Genomic DNA, 18,997 nt, shown 5'->3' on the forward strand with positions numbered 1-18,997 from the left:
GTTGGCCAGTGCGTCCGGACCCCATACCGCGCAGGGAGACTTCCACGTGACCACGCCAGCGCAGACCGAGTCGACCGAGGCCAAGGCCCCCAGCACCGTCGTCCTCACCGACGTCGCGGCGCAGAAGGTCAAGGCCCTGATCGAGCAGGAAGGCCGTGACGACCTGCGGCTCCGGGTCGCCGTGCAGCCGGGCGGCTGCTCCGGCCTGCGGTACCAGCTGTTCTTCGACGAGCGGTCGCTCGACGGTGACGTCGTCACCGACTTCGGCGGTGTCGAGGTCGTCGTCGACCGGATGAGCGCCCCCTACCTGGCCGGCGCCACCATCGACTTCGCCGACCGGATCGACGCCCAGGGCTTCACCATCGACAACCCGAACGCCGGCAGCTCCTGCGCCTGCGGCGACTCGTTCAGCTGAGTCGACGGGGCCGACGACGCCTGCCGGACGGCGGGGCCATCCCTCACGGGGTGGCCCCGCCGTTCCGTCTTCTCCGGCGGGTGTCCGGGAGGTGAGGTCCGGAGGCACGGGAGGCGACCGGTTGTCGACCGACCCCCGACCCACCGGCCGGGGCGACCGGTAGGCTGACCCGCGCCGTGCTCCCGACCACGAGGGTTGACATGAAGATCGCCGTGACCGGCTCGATCGCGACCGACCACCTGATGAGCTTCCCCGGCCGCTTCGCCGACCAGCTCATCGCCGACCAGCTGGACAAGGTCTCGCTGTCCTTCCTCGTCGACGAGCTGGTCCTCCGGCGCGGCGGCACCGCCGCGAACATCGCCTTCGGCATGGCACAGCTCGGGCTGCGCCCGGTGCTGCTCGGCGCGGTGGGCGCGGACTTCGCCGACTACCGGTCCTGGCTGGAGCGGCACGGCGTCGACTGCGACTCGGTGCACGTGAGCGAGATCGCCCACACGGCCCGTTTCGTCTGCACCACCGACACCGACATGTGCCAGATCGCCTCGTTCTACGCGGGCGCGATGAGCGAGGCCCGCAACATCGAGCTGGCCCCGGTGGCGCAGCGGCTCGGCGGCCTCGACCTGGTGCTGGTCAGCGCCAACGACCCGGCCGCGATGATCCGGCACTCCGCCGAGTGCCGGGAGCGCGGCTACGCCTTCGTGGCCGACCCGTCGCAGCAGCTCGCCCGGATGGACGGCGCGGACGTGCTCGGCCTGGTCGACGGCGCCGACTACCTGATGACCAACGAGTACGAGAAGTCGCTGCTGCAGAGCAAGGCCGGGCTGACCGACGCCCAGCTGCTGGAGCGGGTGAAGGTCCGGGTCACCACGCTGGGCAAGCAGGGCGTGGAGATCGCCGGCCGGGACGTCGGCACCATCCACGTGCCGATCGCCCGGGAGATCCAGGCGGTCGACCCGACCGGCGTCGGCGACGGCTTCCGGGCCGGCTTCTTCGCCGCGCTCAACTGGGGGGTCGGCCTGGAACGCGCCGCCCAGGTCGGCTGCCTGCTCGCCACGCTGGTGCTGGAGAACTTCGGCGGCCAGGAGTACGAGGTCCGCCGGGACCTGTTCGTCAAGCGGCTCGCCGAGTCGTACGGCGACGCGGCCGCCGAGGACGTCCGGCCGCACCTGCAGTGACCGGCCCGGTGCCGGGGCTCCTCGCCCACCTCCGCTGACCCGCGGGGTCAGTGACTGCGTCGCACGTCGTAGCCCGGCCCGTCCGGGTGGGCGGCCACGAACTGCTGGCCGCGCATCCGGCACCACGCCGGGATGTCCACGGCCGCGGCCGGGTCGTCGGCCAGCACCCGGACCACCGCGCCGACCGGCAGCTCGGGCAACCTCCGGGCGAGATTGATCACAGGCAGGGGGCAGCGCTGGCCCCGGCAGTCGAGCACCTCGTCCGGCTCGCTCCTCGCGCTCACAGGCCGGTCACCCCCGCCTCGGCGCGCAGGCCGGCGACGACCCCGGGCAGCTCGGCCAGGAACCGGTCGACGTCGACCTCGGTGGTCTCCCGGTGCAGCGACACCCGGACGTTGCCGTGCGACAGCACCCCCATCGCCTCCAGCACGTGCGACGGCCGCAGCGTCGAGGAGGTGCACGAGGAGCCGGAGGAGACCGCGAAGCCCCGCCGGTCCAGCGCGTGCAGCAGCGCCTCCCCGTCCACGTACAGGCACGAGAACGTGACCAGGTGGGGGAGGCGGTCCACCGGGTCGCCGACCACCTCCACGTCCGGCACCTCGGCCGCCACCCGGGCCCGGATCCGGTCGACCAGCGGCCCGAGCCGGGCCGCCTCCGCCGCCGCGTCGGCCGTCGCCGCGCGCAGGCTCGCCGCCGCGGCCACCACCGCCGGCAGGTTCACCACCCCCGGGGTACGCCCCGACTCCCGCTCGTCGGCCGGGAACGGCGACTCCCAGCGGGTGCCCTTGCGCACCACGAGCAGCCCCACGCCGGGCGGCCCGCCCCACTTGTGCGCGCTGGCGCTCAGCACCGACCAGCCGGCCGGCAGCGGTGCCCGGCCGGCCAGCTGCGCCGCGTCGACGTACAGCGGCACCCCCGCCTCGGCGCAGAGCTCCGCCGCCGCGGGCACCGGCTGCACCGTGCCCACCTCGTGACTCGCCCCGATCAGGGCGGCCAGGGCCACGCCGGGGGCGGCCACCGCCGCCGCCCAGGCGTCCAGGTCCACCCGGCCGAGCCGGTCCACGGGTACGCACACCGCGTCGCCCCCACCCGCCACGTGCCGCTCCGCGGCGTGCAGCACCGCCGAGTGCTCGATCGCCGAGTGCACCAGGGCCGTCCCGGTCCGGCGCCGCCCGGACAGGCCCCCGAGCACGGCGGCGTGCGCGGCCGCTGTACCGCTGGGGGTGAAGGAGAGCTCGTCGGCGCGGACGCCGAGGGTCTGCGCGGCGGCCTCGCGGGCGGCGTCGAGGAGCTGGCGGGCCCGGCGGGCCTGGCCGTAGAGCTTGGCCGGGTCGGCCCAGCCGTCGTCCAGCGCGGCCAGCAGCGCCTGCCGCGCGACCGGGTGCAGGGGGGCGGCGGTGGCCGCGTCCAGGTAGACCGGGATTGCGCTCACGAAGGACCACGCTATCGCCCCGGTACGCCCAAGATCCCCCCGATGGGGGCGGACAGTGACCCCAAGACGGTCAGGCCCGCCATGGTCGAGTAATCTGCGACCGTCGGTGACGCCTTTGCCGTCGGTGTCGAGCGAAACAATCACCGCGGCGCGCTAGGGAGGCAGGACCAGGTGGTCGCAAGGAGTTCGGAGGTACGGCCGTCGGCCGTACGGCACAGCGCTTCCTCGGGGGCCGGCGGGGGCCGGCGGCGTGGTGCTGGTCGACTCGCCGGGCTCGGTCTCGGTGGAGCCGCGCTGCTGGTTCTGCTCACCGGCTGCGACGTCGGCAAGACGTTCGGCGGCTTCGGGTGGCCGCAGGGCGGCATCACGCCCGAGTCGCACCGGATGTACGACCTGTGGATCGCGTCCTGCATCGCGGCCCTCGCGGTCGGCGTGTTCGTCTGGGGCCTGATCTTCTGGTGCGTGATCCGCTACCGGAAGCGCGGCAACGAGCTGCCGGTGCAGACCCGCTACAACCTGCCGATGGAGTTCCTCTACACCATCGCGCCGATCCTCGTGGTCTCCGTGCTCTTCTACTACACCGCGGTGGTGCAGACCGACGTGGTGAAGGAGTCGAAGAACCCCGACGTCACCGTCGAGGTCGTCGCCTTCAAGTGGAACTGGCAGTTCAACTACCGCGACGGCCAGGGCCGCGACGCCAACACCGTCGCCTCGGTGCTGGGCACCAGCGAGGTCATCCCGGTGCTGGTCCTGCCGAGCGGCAAGTCGATCCGGTTCGAGGAGCAGAGCCGCGACGTCGTCCACTCCTTCTGGGTGCCGGAGCTGCTGTTCAAGCGCGACGTCATGCCGGGCAGCATCCGCAACACCTTCGAGGTCTCCAGCATCGACCAGGAGGGCCACTTCGTCGGCCGCTGCGCCGAGCTGTGCGGCAGCTACCACGCCTTCATGAACTTCGAGCTGCGGGTCGTCTCGCCCGAGAAGTACGACCAGTTCCTGGCGGCCAAGAAGGCCGGCAAGTCGACCCAGGACGCGCTCTCGGCGATCGGCGAGGACCCGTACGCCACCGAAACCGTGCCGTTCAAGACGCGGCGCAACACGGCCAACTTCAACCCGTCCGACGCGACGGCCGGCGCGGGAAGCTGAGGGGTCCGGCATGAAGACCGAGTGGAAGATCTTCCTGATCATCGCGACGTTCCTCTTCGGCGCGGCGATCCTCTACGGCGCCTGGACGTACGGCGACGGCGGCCGAGTCGAGTGGGTCGGCACCGTGGCGCTGCTGCTGTCCTTCCTGCTCTGCTCGATGTGCGGCGGCTTCTTCTGGTTCGTCTCGCGCCGCATCGACCTGCGGCCTGAGGACCGGGCGGACGGCGAGATCGCCGACGGCGCGGGCGAGATCGGCTTCTTCAGCCCGGGCAGCTACTGGCCGTTCGGCCTGGCCCTGGCCGCCGCGATCGCCGGTCTCGGCCTGGTCTTCTGGCAGTTCTGGCTGATCGGCCTGGGCATGGTGGCGGTCGTCTTCGGCGCCTGCGGCCTGCTCTTCGAGTACTACTCCGGCACCCGGCGCACCGCCGAGCACTGACCCCGAACCACCGGCAAGGCCCGCGTCCCCCTCGGGGGCCGCGGGCCTTCCGCATTTCCCGGCCCTTCCGCTTTCCCCGCCGTCCTCGAGCGTGGGCGTTCTCGCGAGTGGGCCGTGCGCCGGCTGGTGCGGACGGCGGCGGCTTGGCCGGCGCGGTGCGGCGCCTGATGACGTGGCGTGGCGGGTGGTCCGGGTGCGGCGGCCTGGTGCGGCGCGTGGCGGTCGGGTGCGGCGCGGGCGAGCGGAGGCTGGACCGTGCACGCCGGTGGGCTGCAGCCGTGCTGGGCGGTGGGATGCGGCCGCGCGCGGCGGAGGCGTGGGCGGATCGCGTCGGCAAAAGCCGGGCCCATTCGGCGTGGCCCTTGCCGCTTCCGCCGCTCCGGCGGGTCTTGGCGCTTCCGTTCGGGCTGCCCGTCGGGGCGGTCTTGCCGCTTCGATTGCATGGCCCGTGCGGGCCGGTCTGCCGGGCGGGAGCGGATCAGGCGGCGCGGCGGGTGGTGCTGCGAGTGGCGGCGCGGCGGTTGGCCAGGCGCGGGGCGCGGAAGGCGAACGTGGCGATGAGCACGGCCGCTCCGCAGCCCGTGCAGATCAGCTCGGGGCAGTCGGCGCCGTGCCCGTCGACGCAGGGGGGCGCCTCGAACAGCACGACGCCCTCGCAGCTGTCGCAGTAGAGCTCGCGGTCCGACACGGGCGTCTCCTCTCGTTCCGGTGCCCGCCGGTTGGCGGCGGCGCAACGGCGGAAAGCGGAAGATTACTCCCGTGTAGTTTGGCACGCAGGTCCGACAAAACCCGTCAGAGCGTGCCGGCCACCTCGAGCCAGCGCTCCAGGGCGCCGGCGGCCGCGCCCGAGTCGACCGACTCGGTCGCCCGGGCCAGGCCGGCGCGCAGCGCCTCGTGGAGGTCACCGTCGAGCGGGCCCTGCGTGGCGAGCGCGACCGCGGCGTTCACCAGCACCGCGTCGCGGACCGGGCCGGTCTCGCCGGCCAGCAGCCGCCGCACGACGTCGGCGTTGTACGCCGCGTCACCGCCCCGCAGGTCGGCCAGGGTGGCCCGGGGTACCCCGAGTTCCGTCGCGTCCAGCAGCGCCTCCCTGACGGCCCCCTGCTGCGCCACCCAGACGCGGGTCGGCGCGCCGGTGCTGAACTCGTCCAGCCCGTCCTCGCCGCGCATCACGATCACCGAGTCGCCCCGGGCGGCGAAGACGGCCGCCATCACCGGGGCCATCCGTGGGTCGAAGCAGCCCACCGCGCCGGCCCGGGGGCGGGCCGGGTTGGTCAGCGGCCCGAGGAAGTTGAACGCCGTGGGCACGCCGATCTCGCGGCGTACCGGGCCGGTGTGCCGCATCCCGGGGTGGAACCGGGCGGCGAAGCAGAAGCCGATGCCGGCCTCGGTCACGCAGCGCGCCACCTGCTCGGGGTCGAGGTCCAGCGGGACGCCCAGGTACTCCAGCACGTCGGCCGTGCCGCACGAGGAGGAGGCGGCCCGGTTGCCGTGCTTGACCACCCGGACGCCGGCCCCGGCGACCACCAGCGCGGCCATGGTGGAGATGTTCACCGTGTGGGCGAGGTCGCCACCGGTGCCCACCACGTCCAGCGCGGTGGCCCGGATCTCTTCGGGCAGCACCACCGGGACCGCCCGGGTCAGCATCGCCTCGACCAGGCCGCCCAGCTCGGCGGGGGTCTCGCCCTTGGTGCGCAGGGCCACGGCGAAGCCGGCGATCTGGGCCGGCGTGGCCGAGCCGGCCATGATCTCGCCCATCGCCCAGGCGGTGTCGGCGGTGGAGAGCTCCTCGCCGCGCAGCAGCGCGTTGAGCAGAAGCGGCCAGGTCCGTTCGCCCATGGCGGGCCTCCCGAGCGGGCGTGAGAAGGGGGTGTTGCCGGTCCGCGCCGCCGGGCGGCGCGGGGCCGGATCAGGGCCGACGACCTTCACCCGACCGGAGCGCCGCCGGTCGGCGCAGGGGCCGGATCAGGGCCGAGAGCCAGCGCCACGGCCGCGTCGCCGTGACGCCGGGACGACGGCTCCAGCCGAGCTGGAGTCGTCGCGGGGTGGCTCAGGCCGCGGCGTGGGTGCGCCGCAGCAGCTCGGCGACGGTGGTGCCGGCGGTCACCGGGTCGAGCGGGTGGGTCAGGGTGGCGTCGACCTCGGCGTACGCGGCCAGCCAGCGGTCGGCGGCGCGGGCCAGCACCACGCAGGTCAGCGGGGCGTCGTCCCGGTCGTCCTTGATCTGGCGGGCGATGCCGAGGCCGCCGCCGGGGCTCGCCTCGCCGTCGAGCAGCAGCAGGTCGATCTCGTAGTCGTCGACCAGCCGGACGCATCCGGCGTAGTCGTCGGCCTCGACGAACTCGATCTCGAGCCCGGGGGCGGGCCGGGTGCCGACGGCGAGTCGCATCCGGTCACGGACCTTCGGGTCGTCGCTGTAGAGCAGGACGGTGCAAAGACGATCGCTCATCGTGACGTGGCTCCCACCTCGTAGCTGCCCGCCGATCGTAGCGGGCGTCACATCCGGCCTGTCGCCCCGCCCTGGCGACGGCTCCGGGTCGCGGCGCGGCGTCGGACGCGCCGCGTGGGAGCCGCCGTAGGGGTCAGGCGCTCGCTTCCGCGGCGCGCTGGCGGGCCTCCTCGCGGTCCAGCTCGCGGTCCAGCCGGCGGGCCTCGCGCTCGGACTGCTTGATCCACTGGACGACCAGCACGGCCAGCATGGTGACGCTGACGAACTCGCCGCCGGCCCACAGCACGCCGCCGGCGACCACCTGGTCGTTCCACGGGTCGGACCAGCTCAGGTGCAGCGACGGGTACCAGTCGCCGCCGAGCAGGGTGGTGCTCTGCATGATGGTGAGCCCGAGCACGGTGTGGAACGGCACGGAGAGCAGCATGAGCAGCGCCCGCGCCGGGTACGGCCAGCGCCCCGGCAGCGGGTCCAGGCCGAGCAGCGGCCAGAAGAACACGCAACCGGTCATGATGAAGTGCGCGTGCACGAGTTCGTGCGCCCACTCGTGCCGGAGGGTGATCTCGTAGAGCCCGGTGAAGTAGAGGGCGAACGGGTTCACCACGAAGATGGCGAACGCCACCAGCGGGAAGCTGTAGACCCGGGCGACCCGGCTGTGCACGATGGCCAGCAGCCGCTTGCGCGGGCGCAGCGGCAGGGTCCGCAGGGCGAGCGTCACCGGGGCGCCGAGCGCGAGGAAGATCGGCGCGATCATGGACAGCACCATGTGCTGGATCATGTGCACCGACAGCAGGGCGGTGTCGTAGGCGCCGAGCCCGCTGACCGTGACCGCGGCGATGCCGCCGAGGCCCGGGAAGAGGAAACTGACGGTACGCGTGACCGGCCAGCGGTCGCCGCGCAGCCGCAGCCGGTACACCCCGTAGAGGTAGAGGCCGGCGGCGAGCACGAGACCGAGGGTGAGCCAGCTGTCCAGCCGGGTCTCGGTCAGGACCCGGGCCACGGTGAACGGCGGCGGGACGGCCTCGCTTCCCGCGGCGAGTGTCGCCGGGGCCACCGAGGTGGCGGCGAAGATCGGATCGACGTGCAGCACGCTTTTCAGGGTAGGTCAGGCGAAGCGGACGACCACGATCGGGCCACGGATGGCACAGGATTGCCACCCCGCTGATCCTCGGTCCCGGTCAAGGGCAATAATGACCGCGTGACTGCGGCCCCAGCCATTGACAAGAGCCGGATCCACTCCCTGACCCGACCCAACATGGTCAGCGTCGGGACGATCGTGTGGCTCTCCAGCGAACTCATGTTCTTCGCGGCGCTGTTCGCGATGTACTTCTCGATCCGCGCGGCGGCGCCGGAGCAGTGGGAGAAGCACACCGAGATCCTCAACATCCCCTACGCGACCACCTTCACGGTGATCCTGGTGTTGTCCTCGGTGACCTGCCAGCTCGGTGTCTTCGCGGCCGAGAAGGGTGACGTCCACGCCCTGCGCCGGTGGTTCACGATCACCTTCGTGATGGGTCTGATCTTCGTGCTCGGCCAGGCGAACGAGTACCGCAACCTGGTGCACGAGGGCGTCAAGATCAACGAAGACGGTTACGGGTCGATGTTCTACCTGACGACCGGCTTCCACGGCCTGCACGTGACCGGCGGTCTCGTCGCGTTCATCATCTTCATGATCCGCACCACCATGGGCCGGTTCACCCCGGCGCAGGCGACCTCGGCGATCGTCGTGTCCTACTACTGGCACTTCGTCGACGTCGTGTGGATCGGGCTCTACGCCATGATCTACTGGCTTCAGTGATCTTGGCGCGTCACGTATCGCGCCGCTGCTCCGTCCCCTGAGACAAGGTCCAACCGGTTAAGGACACAGGTCATGACTTCTGACAACGACCGCCGACGCGGTCTGCTCGCGCGCCTGCGCGGGCGGCCCGTAGCGCGCAGCAGGGGCCGCCGCCGGCTGGGTGCCGCGGTCCGGCTGGCCGCCGCGCTGATGCTGGCCGGCGGCGCCTACACCGTCTTCGCCCCCGGTGCACAGGCGCAGGACAACCCGCCCCTGAGCGCCGCCGCCAACGAGGGCAAGGCGCTGTTCGACGTGAGCTGTGTGACCTGTCACGGTCGCAACGCCCAGGGCGTCGAGGGACGCGGTCCGAGCCTGATCGGCGTCGGGTCGGCCTCGGTCGAGTTCCAGGTCAGCAGCGGTCGCATGCCGATGGCCCGGCAGGAAGCGCAGGCCATGCGCAAGCCGCCGGCGTTCACCGACGAGCAGGTGCGCCAGCTCGGCCAGTACATCCAGGAGCTCGGCGGCGGCCCGCAGGTGCCGCAGGGCAACAACCTGCACCAGAACGCCGACATGGCCGCCGGTGGCGAGCTGTTCCGGATCAACTGCTCGCAGTGCCACGCGTTCGGTGGCGGCGGCGGCGCCCTGTCCTCGGGCAAGTACGCGCCGAGCCTGCGCCCGGCCAGCGACCGGCAGATCTACGCCGCCATGCTGAGCGGCCCGCAGAACATGCCGGTGTTCGGCGACAACCAGATCACTCCGGAGCAGAAGGCGGACATCATCGCCTACATCCAGGAGACCCTGAAGCACGACCAGGACCAGGGCGGCTTCAACCTGGGCCGCTACGGCCCGTCGACCGAGGGTCTCGCGATCTTCCTGGTCGGCATCGTCGCGCTGGTCTTCGCGAGCCTGTGGATTGCGGGCAAGTCGTGACCGAGCGGATCATTGGTTTCAGTGCTGTGACGCCGACCCCCGGCGTTACCCGTAGCGAGGTGACGGCATGAGCACCCACACCGAGCACCCGGCCCAGCGGGGCCCGGAGCCGCTCGACGTGAACGACCCCCGGATCTCCCGGTTCGAGATCGTCCAGGAGGGCGCCCGGCGGGACGACATCGAGATCGTCCACTACGAGCCGCAGGTGGTCGCGGGCAGCAAGGCGGAGCGTCGGCTGACCCGCACGGTCGCCTCGATGTTCCTGCTGACCGGTGCCGCGGCGACCGCCTTCCTGATCATCTACATCTGGTGGCCGTGGAAGTGGGAGGCCGGCCGCGGTGGTGACAAGTACTACACCCCGCTGCTCGGCGTGACCCTGGGCATCGCCCTGCTCGGCATCGGCTTCGGCATCCTCACCTGGGGCAAGAAGCTGCTGCCGAAGGAGGTCTCGATCCAGGACCGGCACGACCAGCCCGGTTCCCCGGAGGATCGCAAGATCACCGGCGAGACCATGGTGTACATGGCCGACGAGCTCGGCGTGAAGCGCCGGCCGCTGCTCGGCGTCTCGCTGCTCGCCGGCCTGGTGCCGGTCGGCGCGGTCGTCGCGGCGCCGCTGGTCGGTGGCCTGATCTCGAACCCGCACAAGAACAACCAGATGTTCACCACCGGCTTCAAGCCGGCCTCGGACGGCAAGCGGATCCGGCTGATCCGCGAGGACGGCCGGCCGATCCGCCCGGCGGACGTCAGCGTCGGCGGCCAGCTCACCGTGTTCCCGGGTATCGAGGGCGGCGTCAGCAACAAGCACGCCGACTCGCCGACCCTGCTGATCCACCTGCGCGAGGACGACGCGCAGAAGTCGCGCGCCGCCAACGAGCGCAAGGGCCACGGCGACTACATGTGGGGCAACTACGTCGCGTTCTCCAAGATCTGCACGCACGCCGGTTGCCCGGCTAGCCTTTACGAGCAGCAGACCAACCGGCTGCTCTGCCCCTGCCACCAGTCGCAGTTCCTCATCACCGACAACGCCATGCCGGTCTTCGGCCCGGCGAACCGGCCGCTGCCCCAGCTGCCGATCGAGGTGGACGAGGAGGGCTTCTTCGTGGCGAGGTCCGACTACACCGAAACCATCGGTCCCGACTTCTGGGAGCGGCCATGAAGCGCCGAAAGTTCGATGCGGCCGCGCTGCCGGCCAAGACCGCCGGGGCGGTGGACGACCGCTTCCAGGTGGCCACCCCGCTGCGCAAACTGCTGAACAAGGTCTTCCCCGACCACTGGTCCTTCCTGCTGGGCGAGATCGCGCTGTTCTCGTTCATCGTCCTGCTGCTGACCGGTGTGTTCCTGACCTTCTTCTACGAGCCGGCGATGACCGAGGTGGTCTACGACGGCAGCTACGCCCCGCTGCGGGGCACCCCGATGTCGACCGCGTACGCCTCCAGCCTGGACCTGTCGTTCGACGTCCGGGGCGGTCTGATCATGCGGCAGATGCACCACTGGGCGGCTCTGCTGTTCATGGCCGCGATCGTGGTGCACATGCTGCGGGTCTTCTTCACCGGCGCGTTCCGCAAGCCGCGTGAGACCAACTGGATCATCGGCTCGCTGCTGTTCTGGGTCGGCTTCCTGGCCGGCTTCACCGGCTACTCGCTGCCGGACGACGGCCTGTCCGGCACCGGTCTGCGGATCGCCTCCGGGATCATCCTGTCGATCCCGGTGATCGGCTCCTGGGTCAGCTCGTCGATCTTCGGTGGCGAGTTCCCGGGCACCATCATCATCAGCCGGTTCTTCATCGCTCACGTGCTGCTCATCCCGGCGCTGCTGGTGGCGCTGATCAGCGTCCACCTGGGCCTGGTCTTCAAACAGAAGCACACCCAGTGGCCCGGGCCCGGCCGGACCAACGAGAACGTGGTCGGCGAGCGCATGTTCCCGCGTTACGCGCTCAAGCAGGGCGGCTTCTTCATGGTCGTCTTCGGTGTGATCGCGCTGATGGGTGGCCTGTTCCAGATCAACCCGATCTGGTACTTCGGCCCGTACGAGGCGTGGGTGGTGTCGGCTGCCAGCCAGCCCGACTGGTACGTCATGTTCCTCGACGGCTCGACCCGCCTCATGCCGGCGTGGGAGATCAGCATCCCGATCGGCGACGGGTACGTCATCCCGCCGCTGTTCTGGCCGACGGTCGTGCTCCCCGGCATCCTGGTGGGCCTGTCGACGATGTACCCGTTCCTGGAGGCGCGCCGCCTCAAGGACTACAAGCACCACAACCTGCTCCAGCGGCCCCGGGACGTGCCGGCCCGGACCGCGGTGGGCGCCATGGCGGTCTCCTTCTACATCGTGCTGACCCTCTCCGGCGGCAACGACGTCATTGCCGACAAGTTCCACATCAGCTTGAACGCGATGACCTGGGCCGGCCGGATCGGTCTGCTGGTCGTCCCGCCGCTGGCGTACTACATCACCTACCGGCTCTGCCTGGGTCTCCAGCAGCACGACCGGGAGGTGCTGGCCCACGGCGTGGAGACCGGCATCATCAGGCGGCTGCCCGACGGCCGGTTCGTCGAGGTCCACCAGCCGCTCACCCCGGTCGACGGGCACGACGGGCACGGCCCGGCTCTGGACTACGCCGGTTGGGTGGTCCCGAAGAAGATGAACCGGCTGGGGGCGCTCGGCCCGGCGATCCGGGGCTTCTTCTACCCGATCGAGAAGCCGGCCGAGGCGCCGGTCTCGCCGGGGCACCCGCCGGTCCAGCGACGACCGGAGCGGGAGGAGATCAGCAGCGGCGGGAGCCGTCGCTGACCCACTCCGCTACGACTGACCGTGGCGCCCACCGGATCACCGGCGGGCGCCACGGCCGTTTGTGGCTCCGCCGTCCCGTTCCCGCCGCGAGACGCCGGTCGGCCCCGCTCCGGTCTCCCGCCACCCCCCGACACGGACGGGTGGAATCGCAGGAATAACCCCGGTCAGCCGGGTATCCGTGCGGTCCAACGTCTCAAGGGGGGGAAAGCATGTTGGGAATCAAACGCCTGGGCCTGCTGGCGGCGCTGGTGCTCGTGGGACTGGCACCGGCAGCCGCGGCCCAGGCCGCGGCGCAGCCGTCTGCGCAGGACACGCAGTACCTGCAGGCGGTGCACCAGGTGAACCTGTTCGAGATCACCGCGGGTAACCTGGCGCAGCAGAAGGGCCAGAACCAGCAGGTCAAGGACCTGGGCAAGATGTTCGTGACGGACCACACCCAGCTGGACCAGACGGTGCAGTCCACCGCTCAGCAGCTCAACGTCCAGCTGCCGGCCGACCCGACCGCGGACCAGCAGAAGGTCCTCGACCGGCTGAACAACCTCAGCGGCGCCGAGTTCGACAAGGCGTGGGTGACCGCTCAGTTGGCCGGCCACGTCCAGGCCATCCAGGCCACCCAGACCGAGATCTCGCAGGGCTCCGAGCAGTCGGTGATCCAGCTCGCCCAGGACGCCCTGCCGATCCTCCAGGCGCACTACGACGAACTGGTGGCCCTCGCCCAGACCCTGGGCGTCCCGGTCCCGCAGACCAGCGCCAGCGGCACGCCCAGCCCGGGCGGCACCACGTCGACGGCTCCGGGCGGAACCGAGTCGCCGGCTCCGGGCGGCACCGGCACCGAGGAGCCCGCTCCGGGCACCACGGAGACCCCGGCGCCCAGCCAGAGCTGACGCGTACGACCGATGGTGGCCGGTCCGCCCCTGCGGGGGTGGGCCGGCCACCGGCGTGCGGGTCAGTCGGCGTTGGCCAGCCCGATCGCGAACGCCTCCTCCAGGTCGTGCTGGGAGTAGGCGCGGAACGCGATGTGGGACTCGGTGTTGAGCACGCCGGGCACCTTGGAGATGCGGCCGGCGATGACCTGGGCGATCTGCTCGAACTCGCGGACCCGGACCATGGCGATCAGGTCGACGTGCCCGGCCACCGAGTAGACCTCGCTGACGCCGGGCAGGTTGGCCAGCGTCTCGGCCACCTCGGGAATGGAGTCGGTGGCGCAGTCGATCAGCACGATCGCGGTGATCACGGGACATTTCTCCGTTCGTCGACGTCGACGCCCATGCTAAGGGCTGGGCGGGTCACCGGGCCGCCGGGACGGTCAGGTCGGCGCCCGCCCGGATCACCCCGCTGAGGCGTTCCCCCGCGGCGACCGTCGCGCCCGGCCAGACGACCGAGCGGTCCACCGCGCCGCGCACCACGGCGCCCGCGCCGACCACCGAGCGGGTCACCCGCCCGTCGACCGTGGCGGACGGGTCGACAAGGCCGCCCGGGCCGGCCGCGTGCAGGTTGGCCGCCAGGTAGTCGGCCGGGGTGCCGGTGTCGTAGAAGGTGCCCCGGTAGGGGACCACGGTGAGCGCGCCGGCCGCCTCGGCCGGCCGCCAGACCGCCCGGACCAGGTCGTCGAAGGTCGGCGGCAGCTCCCGGACCAGCCGCCACGGCAGCAGCGAGAACCCCACGAACCGGTGGCCGGCGAAGGTGCCGGGGGCCGCCGGGTCGTCGGCCGGCTGGCCGAGCAGGCGTACGCTCCGCCCGTCCCACCCGTCCAGCAGCGCCGCCAGGTCCGGTCCCGGCGGGGCGTCCGGGTCGGCCAGGTACGCGTCGGCGTTGCCGACCAGCACGCCCCGCCCGGCGATCCAGTCCCGCAGGTTGCCCACCCCGCCGGCGGTGCCGAGCGGGTCGCCCGGCTCGACCGACAGGTGCGCCCGCGCGCCCACGTGCGCCACCACCTGCCCGCCCAGGTAGCAGGCGTTCACCGCGACCCGGTCCGGCCCGGTGCGGCCCAGCCCGGCCAGCCGGTCCAGCGCCCGGTCGAGCAGCGGCACGTTGCCGACCGGGCAGAGCGCCTTGGGCAGGTGCGCGGTGAGCGGGCGCAGCCGGGTGCCCTCGCCGGCGGCGAGCACGACCGCGCAGACGTCGACGGCGGCCCGCCATCCCGGGCCGGCCGCGGGCGCGCCGGGGCCGGTCACGCGGCGGGGGGTGCCGCCGGCGGGACCTCGTCCGCGCGCGGGCCGATCCCGTAGTACCGGAGCAGGTTGGCGGTGGCCCGGCTCAGCCGGGGCAGCTCGTCCAGCGGGTGCCAGGCGGCCTCGAAGACCTCGGCGCCGTCCACCGCCAGCTCGGTGCTGGAGGCCGGCACCTCCGTCTCGAAGACCACGTCCACCCAGCCCTTGGCGTGCACCACGGCGTTCGGCACGGCCGGGCGCAGCCGCTCGGGGGCCAGCTTGATGCCGGACTCCTCGTGCAACTCGCGGGCCGCGCCGACCACCGGCGCCTCGCCGCGCTGCAGCAGCCCGGCCGGGAGGGTCCAGCTGTGGCCGGGCGGCTGGCGCAGCAGCAGGATGCGCCCCGCCCCGCCGGCCTCGGAGTCCCGGACCAGGGTGACCGCGCCGACGATGTACTTCGGCACGGCGAGCCGGACCAGCCGCCGCCGCAGCGGGACGGGGAGCCGGTAGAAGATCTGGTAGCCGAGGGCCCGTCCGGTGGCACGCGCGCGGGGGATCATGCCTGTAAGGCTAGTGGCCGGTCGGCGCCGGCGGATGAGCGGAGCTCGCTACTGCCGGTGGTCGACCAGATCGATCAGCTGCCGGACCACCGTGTCGGGTTCCACGGTGCGGTCGAAGACCGCCACCAGCAGGGTTTCCAGGTCGGGGTAGCCCAGTTCCTCGGAGAGCCGCAGCAGCGGCAGGTCGCTGGCCAGGCCCCGGTCGTGCTTGCGCAGCGCCAGGCCGATGGTGGCCCGGCCGAGGCGGACCTTGTCGGCGATCGAGATGCCCGGCTCGGTGTGCTCGGCGAACCAGCGGTTGATCTGCATCTGCGCGTGCGGGGACTTGACGAAGCCCAGCCACTCGCGGCGCGGCCCGCGCGGCGCCACGTCGACCTCGAAGCCGCTCTCCGCGTCGCTCTCGGTGAAGATCTCCACGACGTCGCCCTCCTCCAGCTCAGAGGAGAGCGGCGCCAGCCGGCCGTTTATCCGCGCGGCGAGGCAGTGGTCGCCCCGCTCGGTACCCAGCTCGTAGGCGAGGTCGACCGGGGTGGCGCCGGCCGGCAGCACCACCTGCCGGCCGTCGGCGACCACCTGGATCTGCGCCTCGGCCAGGTCGCAGCGCAGCGACTCCATGAACTGGGTGGGATCGACCGTCTCCTGCTCCCAGTCGAGCACCCGGCGCAGCCAGGCCAGCTCGTCGGTCCGCTCGTCGGCCCGGCCGGCGGCGCGGGGGAAACGGTAGTGGGCGGCCACGCCGTACTCCGCGGAGTGGTGCATCTCCTCGGTGCGGATCAGCACCTCGACGGTCCGGTCCTGCGGGCCGCAGACGCTGGTGTGCAGGGACCGGTAGAGGTTGTTCTTCGGGGAGGCGATGAAGTCCTTGAAGCGGCCCGGAACCGGCCGCCAGAGCCCGTGCACCGCGCCGAGCGCGGCGTAGCAGTCGGTGGCCGGACCGTCGACCACGATGGCGATGCGGGGCAGGTCGTAGGGCGCGGTGTGCTCGCCGGCCACCGTGTCCTTCCAGATCGAGTAGAGGTGCCGGGGGCGGGGGCCGACCTCGGCGTCGACCCGGCTGCGGCGCAGGGCCGCCCGGGTCTTCGCGACCACGTCGTCGAGGTAGGCGTCCCAGCCTGGCCGGTCGTGCACGAACCGGGCGATCCGCGCGTGCTCCTCCGGATGCAGGTGCAGCAGCACCACGTCGTCCAGCTCGCGTTTGAGGGTCTGGATGCCCAGCCGGTCGCAGAGCGGGACGAGCACCTCCTGGGTCTTGCTGGCGATCCGCTCCCGGGAGGCGGCCGAGCGGACCCCGAGGGTGCGCATGTTGTGCAGCCGGTCGGCCAGCTTGATGATCAGCACCCGGACGTCCTTGCCGGCCGCGACGATCATCTTGCGGACGGTCTCCGCCTCGGCGGCCTTGCCGTAGAACGCCTTGTCGAACTTGGTCACCCCGTCGACCAGGTGGGCCACCTGGCGCCCGAAGTCCTCCTGGAGGGCCTGGAGGGTGTAGCGGGTGTCCTCCACCGTGTCGTGCAGCAGCGCGGCGACCAGGGTGGTGGTGTCCATGCCGAGGTCCGCGCAGATCTGGGCGACCGCCAGCGGATGGGTGATGTAGGGCTCGCCGCTCTTGCGGAACTGGCCGCGGTGCATGTTCTCGGCGATCGTGTAGGCCCGCCGCAGCACCGACGCGTCGGAGCTGGGATGGATGCCGCGGTGGGCGCGGACCAGCGCGGTGACCGGGTCGTTGTCGGTGGTGGGCCAGGAGAGCAGTGAGCGCAGGCGCCGGGAGAGTGGCAGGTCGCCGGGCTGGGTCGGAAGGGCGCCGCCCAGGGCGGCGCCGTGTCCGGCGTCGACGTCCACCTGGGACACCTCCTCACCCCGGCCCCCGGGACGCCGGGGCCGGCGACCGGAGGCAGGCCCGCGAATCGGGCAGGACTGCACTTCTCCAACAGCCTAAGGGAGTTGACGTAGTCCGATCGGACACATGGTCATGAGCGTTCGGTCGAGAGTTGGTGGGACGCGCCGTTCTCCGCCTTGGTCAGCAGGTCGCGGAACCGGCCCGCGCCGGCGACCGGCGACGCCCATCCGGCCGACGTCTCGACCAGCCGGGTCTCCGGTCGCTCCAACCAGGACAGGATGCGCTCGGTCTCCTCCGCGGTGGCCGCCGGCACCGGGCCGTGCCCGGGCAGGACCGTCTCGGCCGTGGCCCGGATCGCGGTGATGGTCGGTCGCGGGTGGACACCCGGCGGGGACACCCCGGCCCCGGCCAGCCGGCCGTGGCGCACCAGGGCCAGCTCCCAGCCGCCCCCGGCGGCCGGGCGGGCGGCGGCCAGCTCGGCGATGCCGGTCAGCGCGGCCAGGCGCTGCATCCGGACCGCCGCGCGCAGCACCGCGGCGAGCCGGCTGCGCACCACCGCGGCCTCCTCGTAGCGCTGGGCGGCGGAGAGCACCTCGATCCGGGCCAGCAGGGCGTCCACCACCACCTGCGGGTCGTCCCGGGTGGCGGTGCGGAACGGCACGGCGGCGCGGTGGTCGTACTCCTCCGGGGTGATCCGGTGCTCGCAGGGCGCCGGGCAGCGACCCAGCTCGGCCAGCGCGCAGGCCGGCATGGTGGTGCGCCGGGACAGCCGGTGGGTGCACTGGCGCAGCGGCACCGCGTCGTGGAAGCCGGCGGCGGCCAGCTCGGCCGCCTGCTTCGAGCGGAACGGGCCGAGGTAGGCCGAGTCGGTGGGGGCCAGGTCGCGCACGATCGACAACCGCGGGTACGCCTCGTCGGTCAGCTTCAGCCAGACCTGGCGCTCCGGGTACTTCGACCGCCGGTTGTAGGGCGGGGCGTGCGCGGCGATCAGCCGCAGCTCGCGCACCTCGGCCTCCAGCGAGTGGGCGCACTCGACCGCCTCGACCCGCTCGGCGGCGGCCAGCATCTCCGAGATCCGGGCCCGCTTCTCGGAGGCCGTGAAGTAGCTGCGCACCCGGGTGGCGATGTCGCCGGAGGTGCCGACGTAGAGCGGACGGTCGTCGGCGGCCCGGAAGATGTAGACGCCGGGCACCTTCGGCAGCCCCTCGGCGAGGTGCCGCTTCCGGCGCTGGGTCGGGGTGACCGCCCGGGCGAACTCGATGGCCTCGCCGACGGTGTCCACCCGGTGCCCGCCGAGCCGGCCGATCAGCCCGTGCAGCACGTCGACCGTGGCCTTGGCGTCGTCGAGCGCCCGGTGGGTGGGCTGGGTGGCGGTGCGGAAGTAGGCCGCCAGGGTGCCCAGCTTGCGGTTGGGCACCTCGTCGCGGGTGAGCACCCGGCGGGCCAGCGCGGCGGTGTCGAGCACCCGCGGGTTGGGCCAGCGGTAGCCGTGCTTCGCGCAGGCGGCCTTGAGGAAGCCCACGTCGTAGGGGGCGTTGTGGGCGACCAGGACGGCGTCGGCGACGAATTCCAGGAAGCTCGGCAGGACCTGCTCGATGGGCGGCGCGGGCAGCAGCATGGCCTGGGTGATCCCGGTCAGCACGGTGATGAACGGCGGGATCGGCACCCCCGGGTTGACCAGGGTGGCCAGCACGCCCAGCTCCTCGCCGCCGCGCACCTTGACGGCGCCGATCTCGGTGATCCCGCCGCCGTCCGGCGCGCCGCCGGTGGTCTCCAGGTCGACCACCACGAAGGTGGTCGCGTAGAGCGGCAGCGCGGGGTCGACCCCCGTGCCCGCCACCCGGTCCAGGCCGGCCAGGGCCTCCTGGACGTAGTCCGGTCGCGTCACCCGCGGCACGCTAGCGGCGGGGTC

20 protein-coding genes are annotated in these 18,997 nt (G+C 72.5%); 9 read left to right on the top strand and 11 right to left on the bottom strand.

What is annotated here, in order from left to right:
- The first annotated feature begins 46 nt into the window (after positions 1-46).
- Positions 47-415: an iron-sulfur cluster insertion protein ErpA gene (gene erpA, locus RMN56_RS20235; RefSeq protein ID WP_107079767.1), complete on the top strand. Its 369-nt coding sequence runs from the start codon at positions 47-49 to the stop codon at positions 413-415.
- A gap of 200 nt (positions 416-615) precedes the next feature.
- Positions 616-1,590, top strand: coding sequence for a carbohydrate kinase family protein (locus tag RMN56_RS20240; protein WP_262282358.1), 975 nt, complete (start codon positions 616-618; stop codon positions 1,588-1,590).
- 47 nt (positions 1,591-1,637) lie between these two features.
- Here RMN56_RS20240 and RMN56_RS20245 read toward each other — a convergent pair whose 3' ends face one another.
- Positions 1,638-1,874, bottom strand: a complete 237-nt coding sequence (locus RMN56_RS20245) for a sulfurtransferase TusA family protein (RefSeq protein ID WP_313719075.1) — start codon at positions 1,872-1,874, stop codon at positions 1,638-1,640.
- Positions 1,871-3,022, bottom strand: coding sequence for a cysteine desulfurase family protein (locus tag RMN56_RS20250; RefSeq protein WP_313719077.1), 1,152 nt, complete (start codon positions 3,020-3,022; stop codon positions 1,871-1,873). Before RMN56_RS20250 ends, RMN56_RS20245 begins: the two co-directional genes overlap by 4 nt.
- Before the next feature lie 171 nt (positions 3,023-3,193).
- On the opposite strand from RMN56_RS20250, the gene ctaC reads away from it, so the two are divergent.
- Both ctaC and RMN56_RS20260 read left to right on the top strand, forming a co-directional pair.
- A complete protein-coding gene (gene ctaC / locus RMN56_RS20255; protein WP_313719078.1) occupies positions 3,194-4,165 on the top strand; it encodes an aa3-type cytochrome oxidase subunit II in 972 nt (323 codons plus the stop codon).
- Between the two features lie 10 nt (positions 4,166-4,175).
- On the top strand, positions 4,176-4,601 hold the full coding sequence (locus RMN56_RS20260; protein WP_313719080.1) for a cytochrome c oxidase subunit 4: 426 nt from the start codon (positions 4,176-4,178) through the stop codon (positions 4,599-4,601).
- Between the two features lie 478 nt (positions 4,602-5,079).
- Here RMN56_RS20260 and RMN56_RS20265 read toward each other — a convergent pair whose 3' ends face one another.
- From RMN56_RS20265 to RMN56_RS20280, 4 genes are all read right to left on the bottom strand, one after another.
- Positions 5,080-5,289: a hypothetical protein gene (locus RMN56_RS20265; RefSeq protein ID WP_313719081.1), complete on the bottom strand. Its 210-nt coding sequence runs from the start codon at positions 5,287-5,289 to the stop codon at positions 5,080-5,082.
- 104 nt (positions 5,290-5,393) lie between these two features.
- Positions 5,394-6,440 carry an anthranilate phosphoribosyltransferase gene (trpD, locus tag RMN56_RS20270; RefSeq protein WP_313719082.1) on the bottom strand — a complete coding sequence of 349 codons (1,047 nt, stop codon included), beginning with the start codon at positions 6,438-6,440 and terminating at the stop codon, positions 5,394-5,396.
- A 211-nt stretch (positions 6,441-6,651) separates the two neighbouring features.
- Positions 6,652-7,050 (bottom strand): response regulator, encoded by a 399-nt coding sequence (locus RMN56_RS20275; RefSeq protein ID WP_313719084.1) that lies wholly within the window; start codon positions 7,048-7,050, stop codon positions 6,652-6,654.
- A gap of 133 nt (positions 7,051-7,183) precedes the next feature.
- Positions 7,184-8,137 carry a cytochrome c oxidase assembly protein gene (locus RMN56_RS20280; RefSeq protein WP_313719085.1) on the bottom strand — a complete coding sequence of 318 codons (954 nt, stop codon included), beginning with the start codon at positions 8,135-8,137 and terminating at the stop codon, positions 7,184-7,186.
- Between the two features lie 108 nt (positions 8,138-8,245).
- Between RMN56_RS20280 and ctaE the strand changes: the two genes are divergently transcribed.
- The 5 genes from ctaE to RMN56_RS20305 all read left to right on the top strand — a co-directional run bounded on the left by ctaE (position 8,246) and on the right by RMN56_RS20305 (position 13,422).
- Positions 8,246-8,845: an aa3-type cytochrome oxidase subunit III gene (ctaE, locus tag RMN56_RS20285; RefSeq protein WP_151463215.1), complete on the top strand. Its 600-nt coding sequence runs from the start codon at positions 8,246-8,248 to the stop codon at positions 8,843-8,845.
- A 72-nt stretch (positions 8,846-8,917) separates the two neighbouring features.
- Positions 8,918-9,754 carry a cytochrome bc1 complex diheme cytochrome c subunit gene (gene qcrC, locus RMN56_RS20290; RefSeq protein WP_313719086.1) on the top strand — a complete coding sequence of 279 codons (837 nt, stop codon included), beginning with the start codon at positions 8,918-8,920 and terminating at the stop codon, positions 9,752-9,754.
- Between the two features lie 67 nt (positions 9,755-9,821).
- Positions 9,822-10,910 (top strand): cytochrome bc1 complex Rieske iron-sulfur subunit, encoded by a 1,089-nt coding sequence (gene qcrA, locus RMN56_RS20295; protein ID WP_313719087.1) that lies wholly within the window; start codon positions 9,822-9,824, stop codon positions 10,908-10,910.
- Positions 10,907-12,538: a cytochrome bc1 complex cytochrome b subunit gene (qcrB, locus tag RMN56_RS20300; RefSeq protein WP_313719088.1), complete on the top strand. Its 1,632-nt coding sequence runs from the start codon at positions 10,907-10,909 to the stop codon at positions 12,536-12,538. The genes qcrA and qcrB overlap by 4 nt, the downstream gene beginning before the upstream one ends.
- A 209-nt stretch (positions 12,539-12,747) precedes the next feature.
- Positions 12,748-13,422 carry a DUF4142 domain-containing protein gene (locus tag RMN56_RS20305; RefSeq protein WP_313719089.1) on the top strand — a complete coding sequence of 225 codons (675 nt, stop codon included), beginning with the start codon at positions 12,748-12,750 and terminating at the stop codon, positions 13,420-13,422.
- 62 nt (positions 13,423-13,484) lie between these two features.
- On the opposite strand, the gene RMN56_RS20310 is transcribed toward RMN56_RS20305, so the two are convergent.
- From RMN56_RS20310 to RMN56_RS20330, 5 genes are all read right to left on the bottom strand, one after another.
- Complete coding sequence (locus tag RMN56_RS20310; RefSeq protein WP_151463220.1) at positions 13,485-13,772, bottom strand: Lrp/AsnC family transcriptional regulator; 288 nt, start codon at positions 13,770-13,772, stop codon at positions 13,485-13,487.
- A 52-nt stretch (positions 13,773-13,824) separates the two neighbouring features.
- The gene (locus tag RMN56_RS20315) at positions 13,825-14,712 is read right to left on the bottom strand and encodes a nucleotidyltransferase family protein (RefSeq protein ID WP_313719090.1); all 888 of its coding nucleotides are present in this window, start codon (positions 14,710-14,712) and stop codon (positions 13,825-13,827) included.
- Positions 14,709-15,248: an NUDIX hydrolase gene (locus RMN56_RS20320; protein WP_313719091.1), complete on the bottom strand. Its 540-nt coding sequence runs from the start codon at positions 15,246-15,248 to the stop codon at positions 14,709-14,711. Before RMN56_RS20320 ends, RMN56_RS20315 begins: the two co-directional genes overlap by 4 nt.
- A 48-nt stretch (positions 15,249-15,296) precedes the next feature.
- Positions 15,297-17,087 (bottom strand): RelA/SpoT family protein, encoded by a 1,791-nt coding sequence (locus RMN56_RS20325; RefSeq protein WP_313724802.1) that lies wholly within the window; start codon positions 17,085-17,087, stop codon positions 15,297-15,299.
- 128 nt (positions 17,088-17,215) lie between these two features.
- The gene (locus RMN56_RS20330; protein ID WP_313719092.1) at positions 17,216-18,973 is read right to left on the bottom strand and encodes a DEDD exonuclease domain-containing protein; all 1,758 of its coding nucleotides are present in this window, start codon (positions 18,971-18,973) and stop codon (positions 17,216-17,218) included.
- Between the last annotated feature and the right edge of the window lie 24 nt (positions 18,974-18,997).

This window comes from Micromonospora halotolerans (assembly GCF_032108445.1).
In the GTDB taxonomy this organism is placed as follows: domain Bacteria; phylum Actinomycetota; class Actinomycetes; order Mycobacteriales; family Micromonosporaceae; genus Micromonospora; species Micromonospora halotolerans.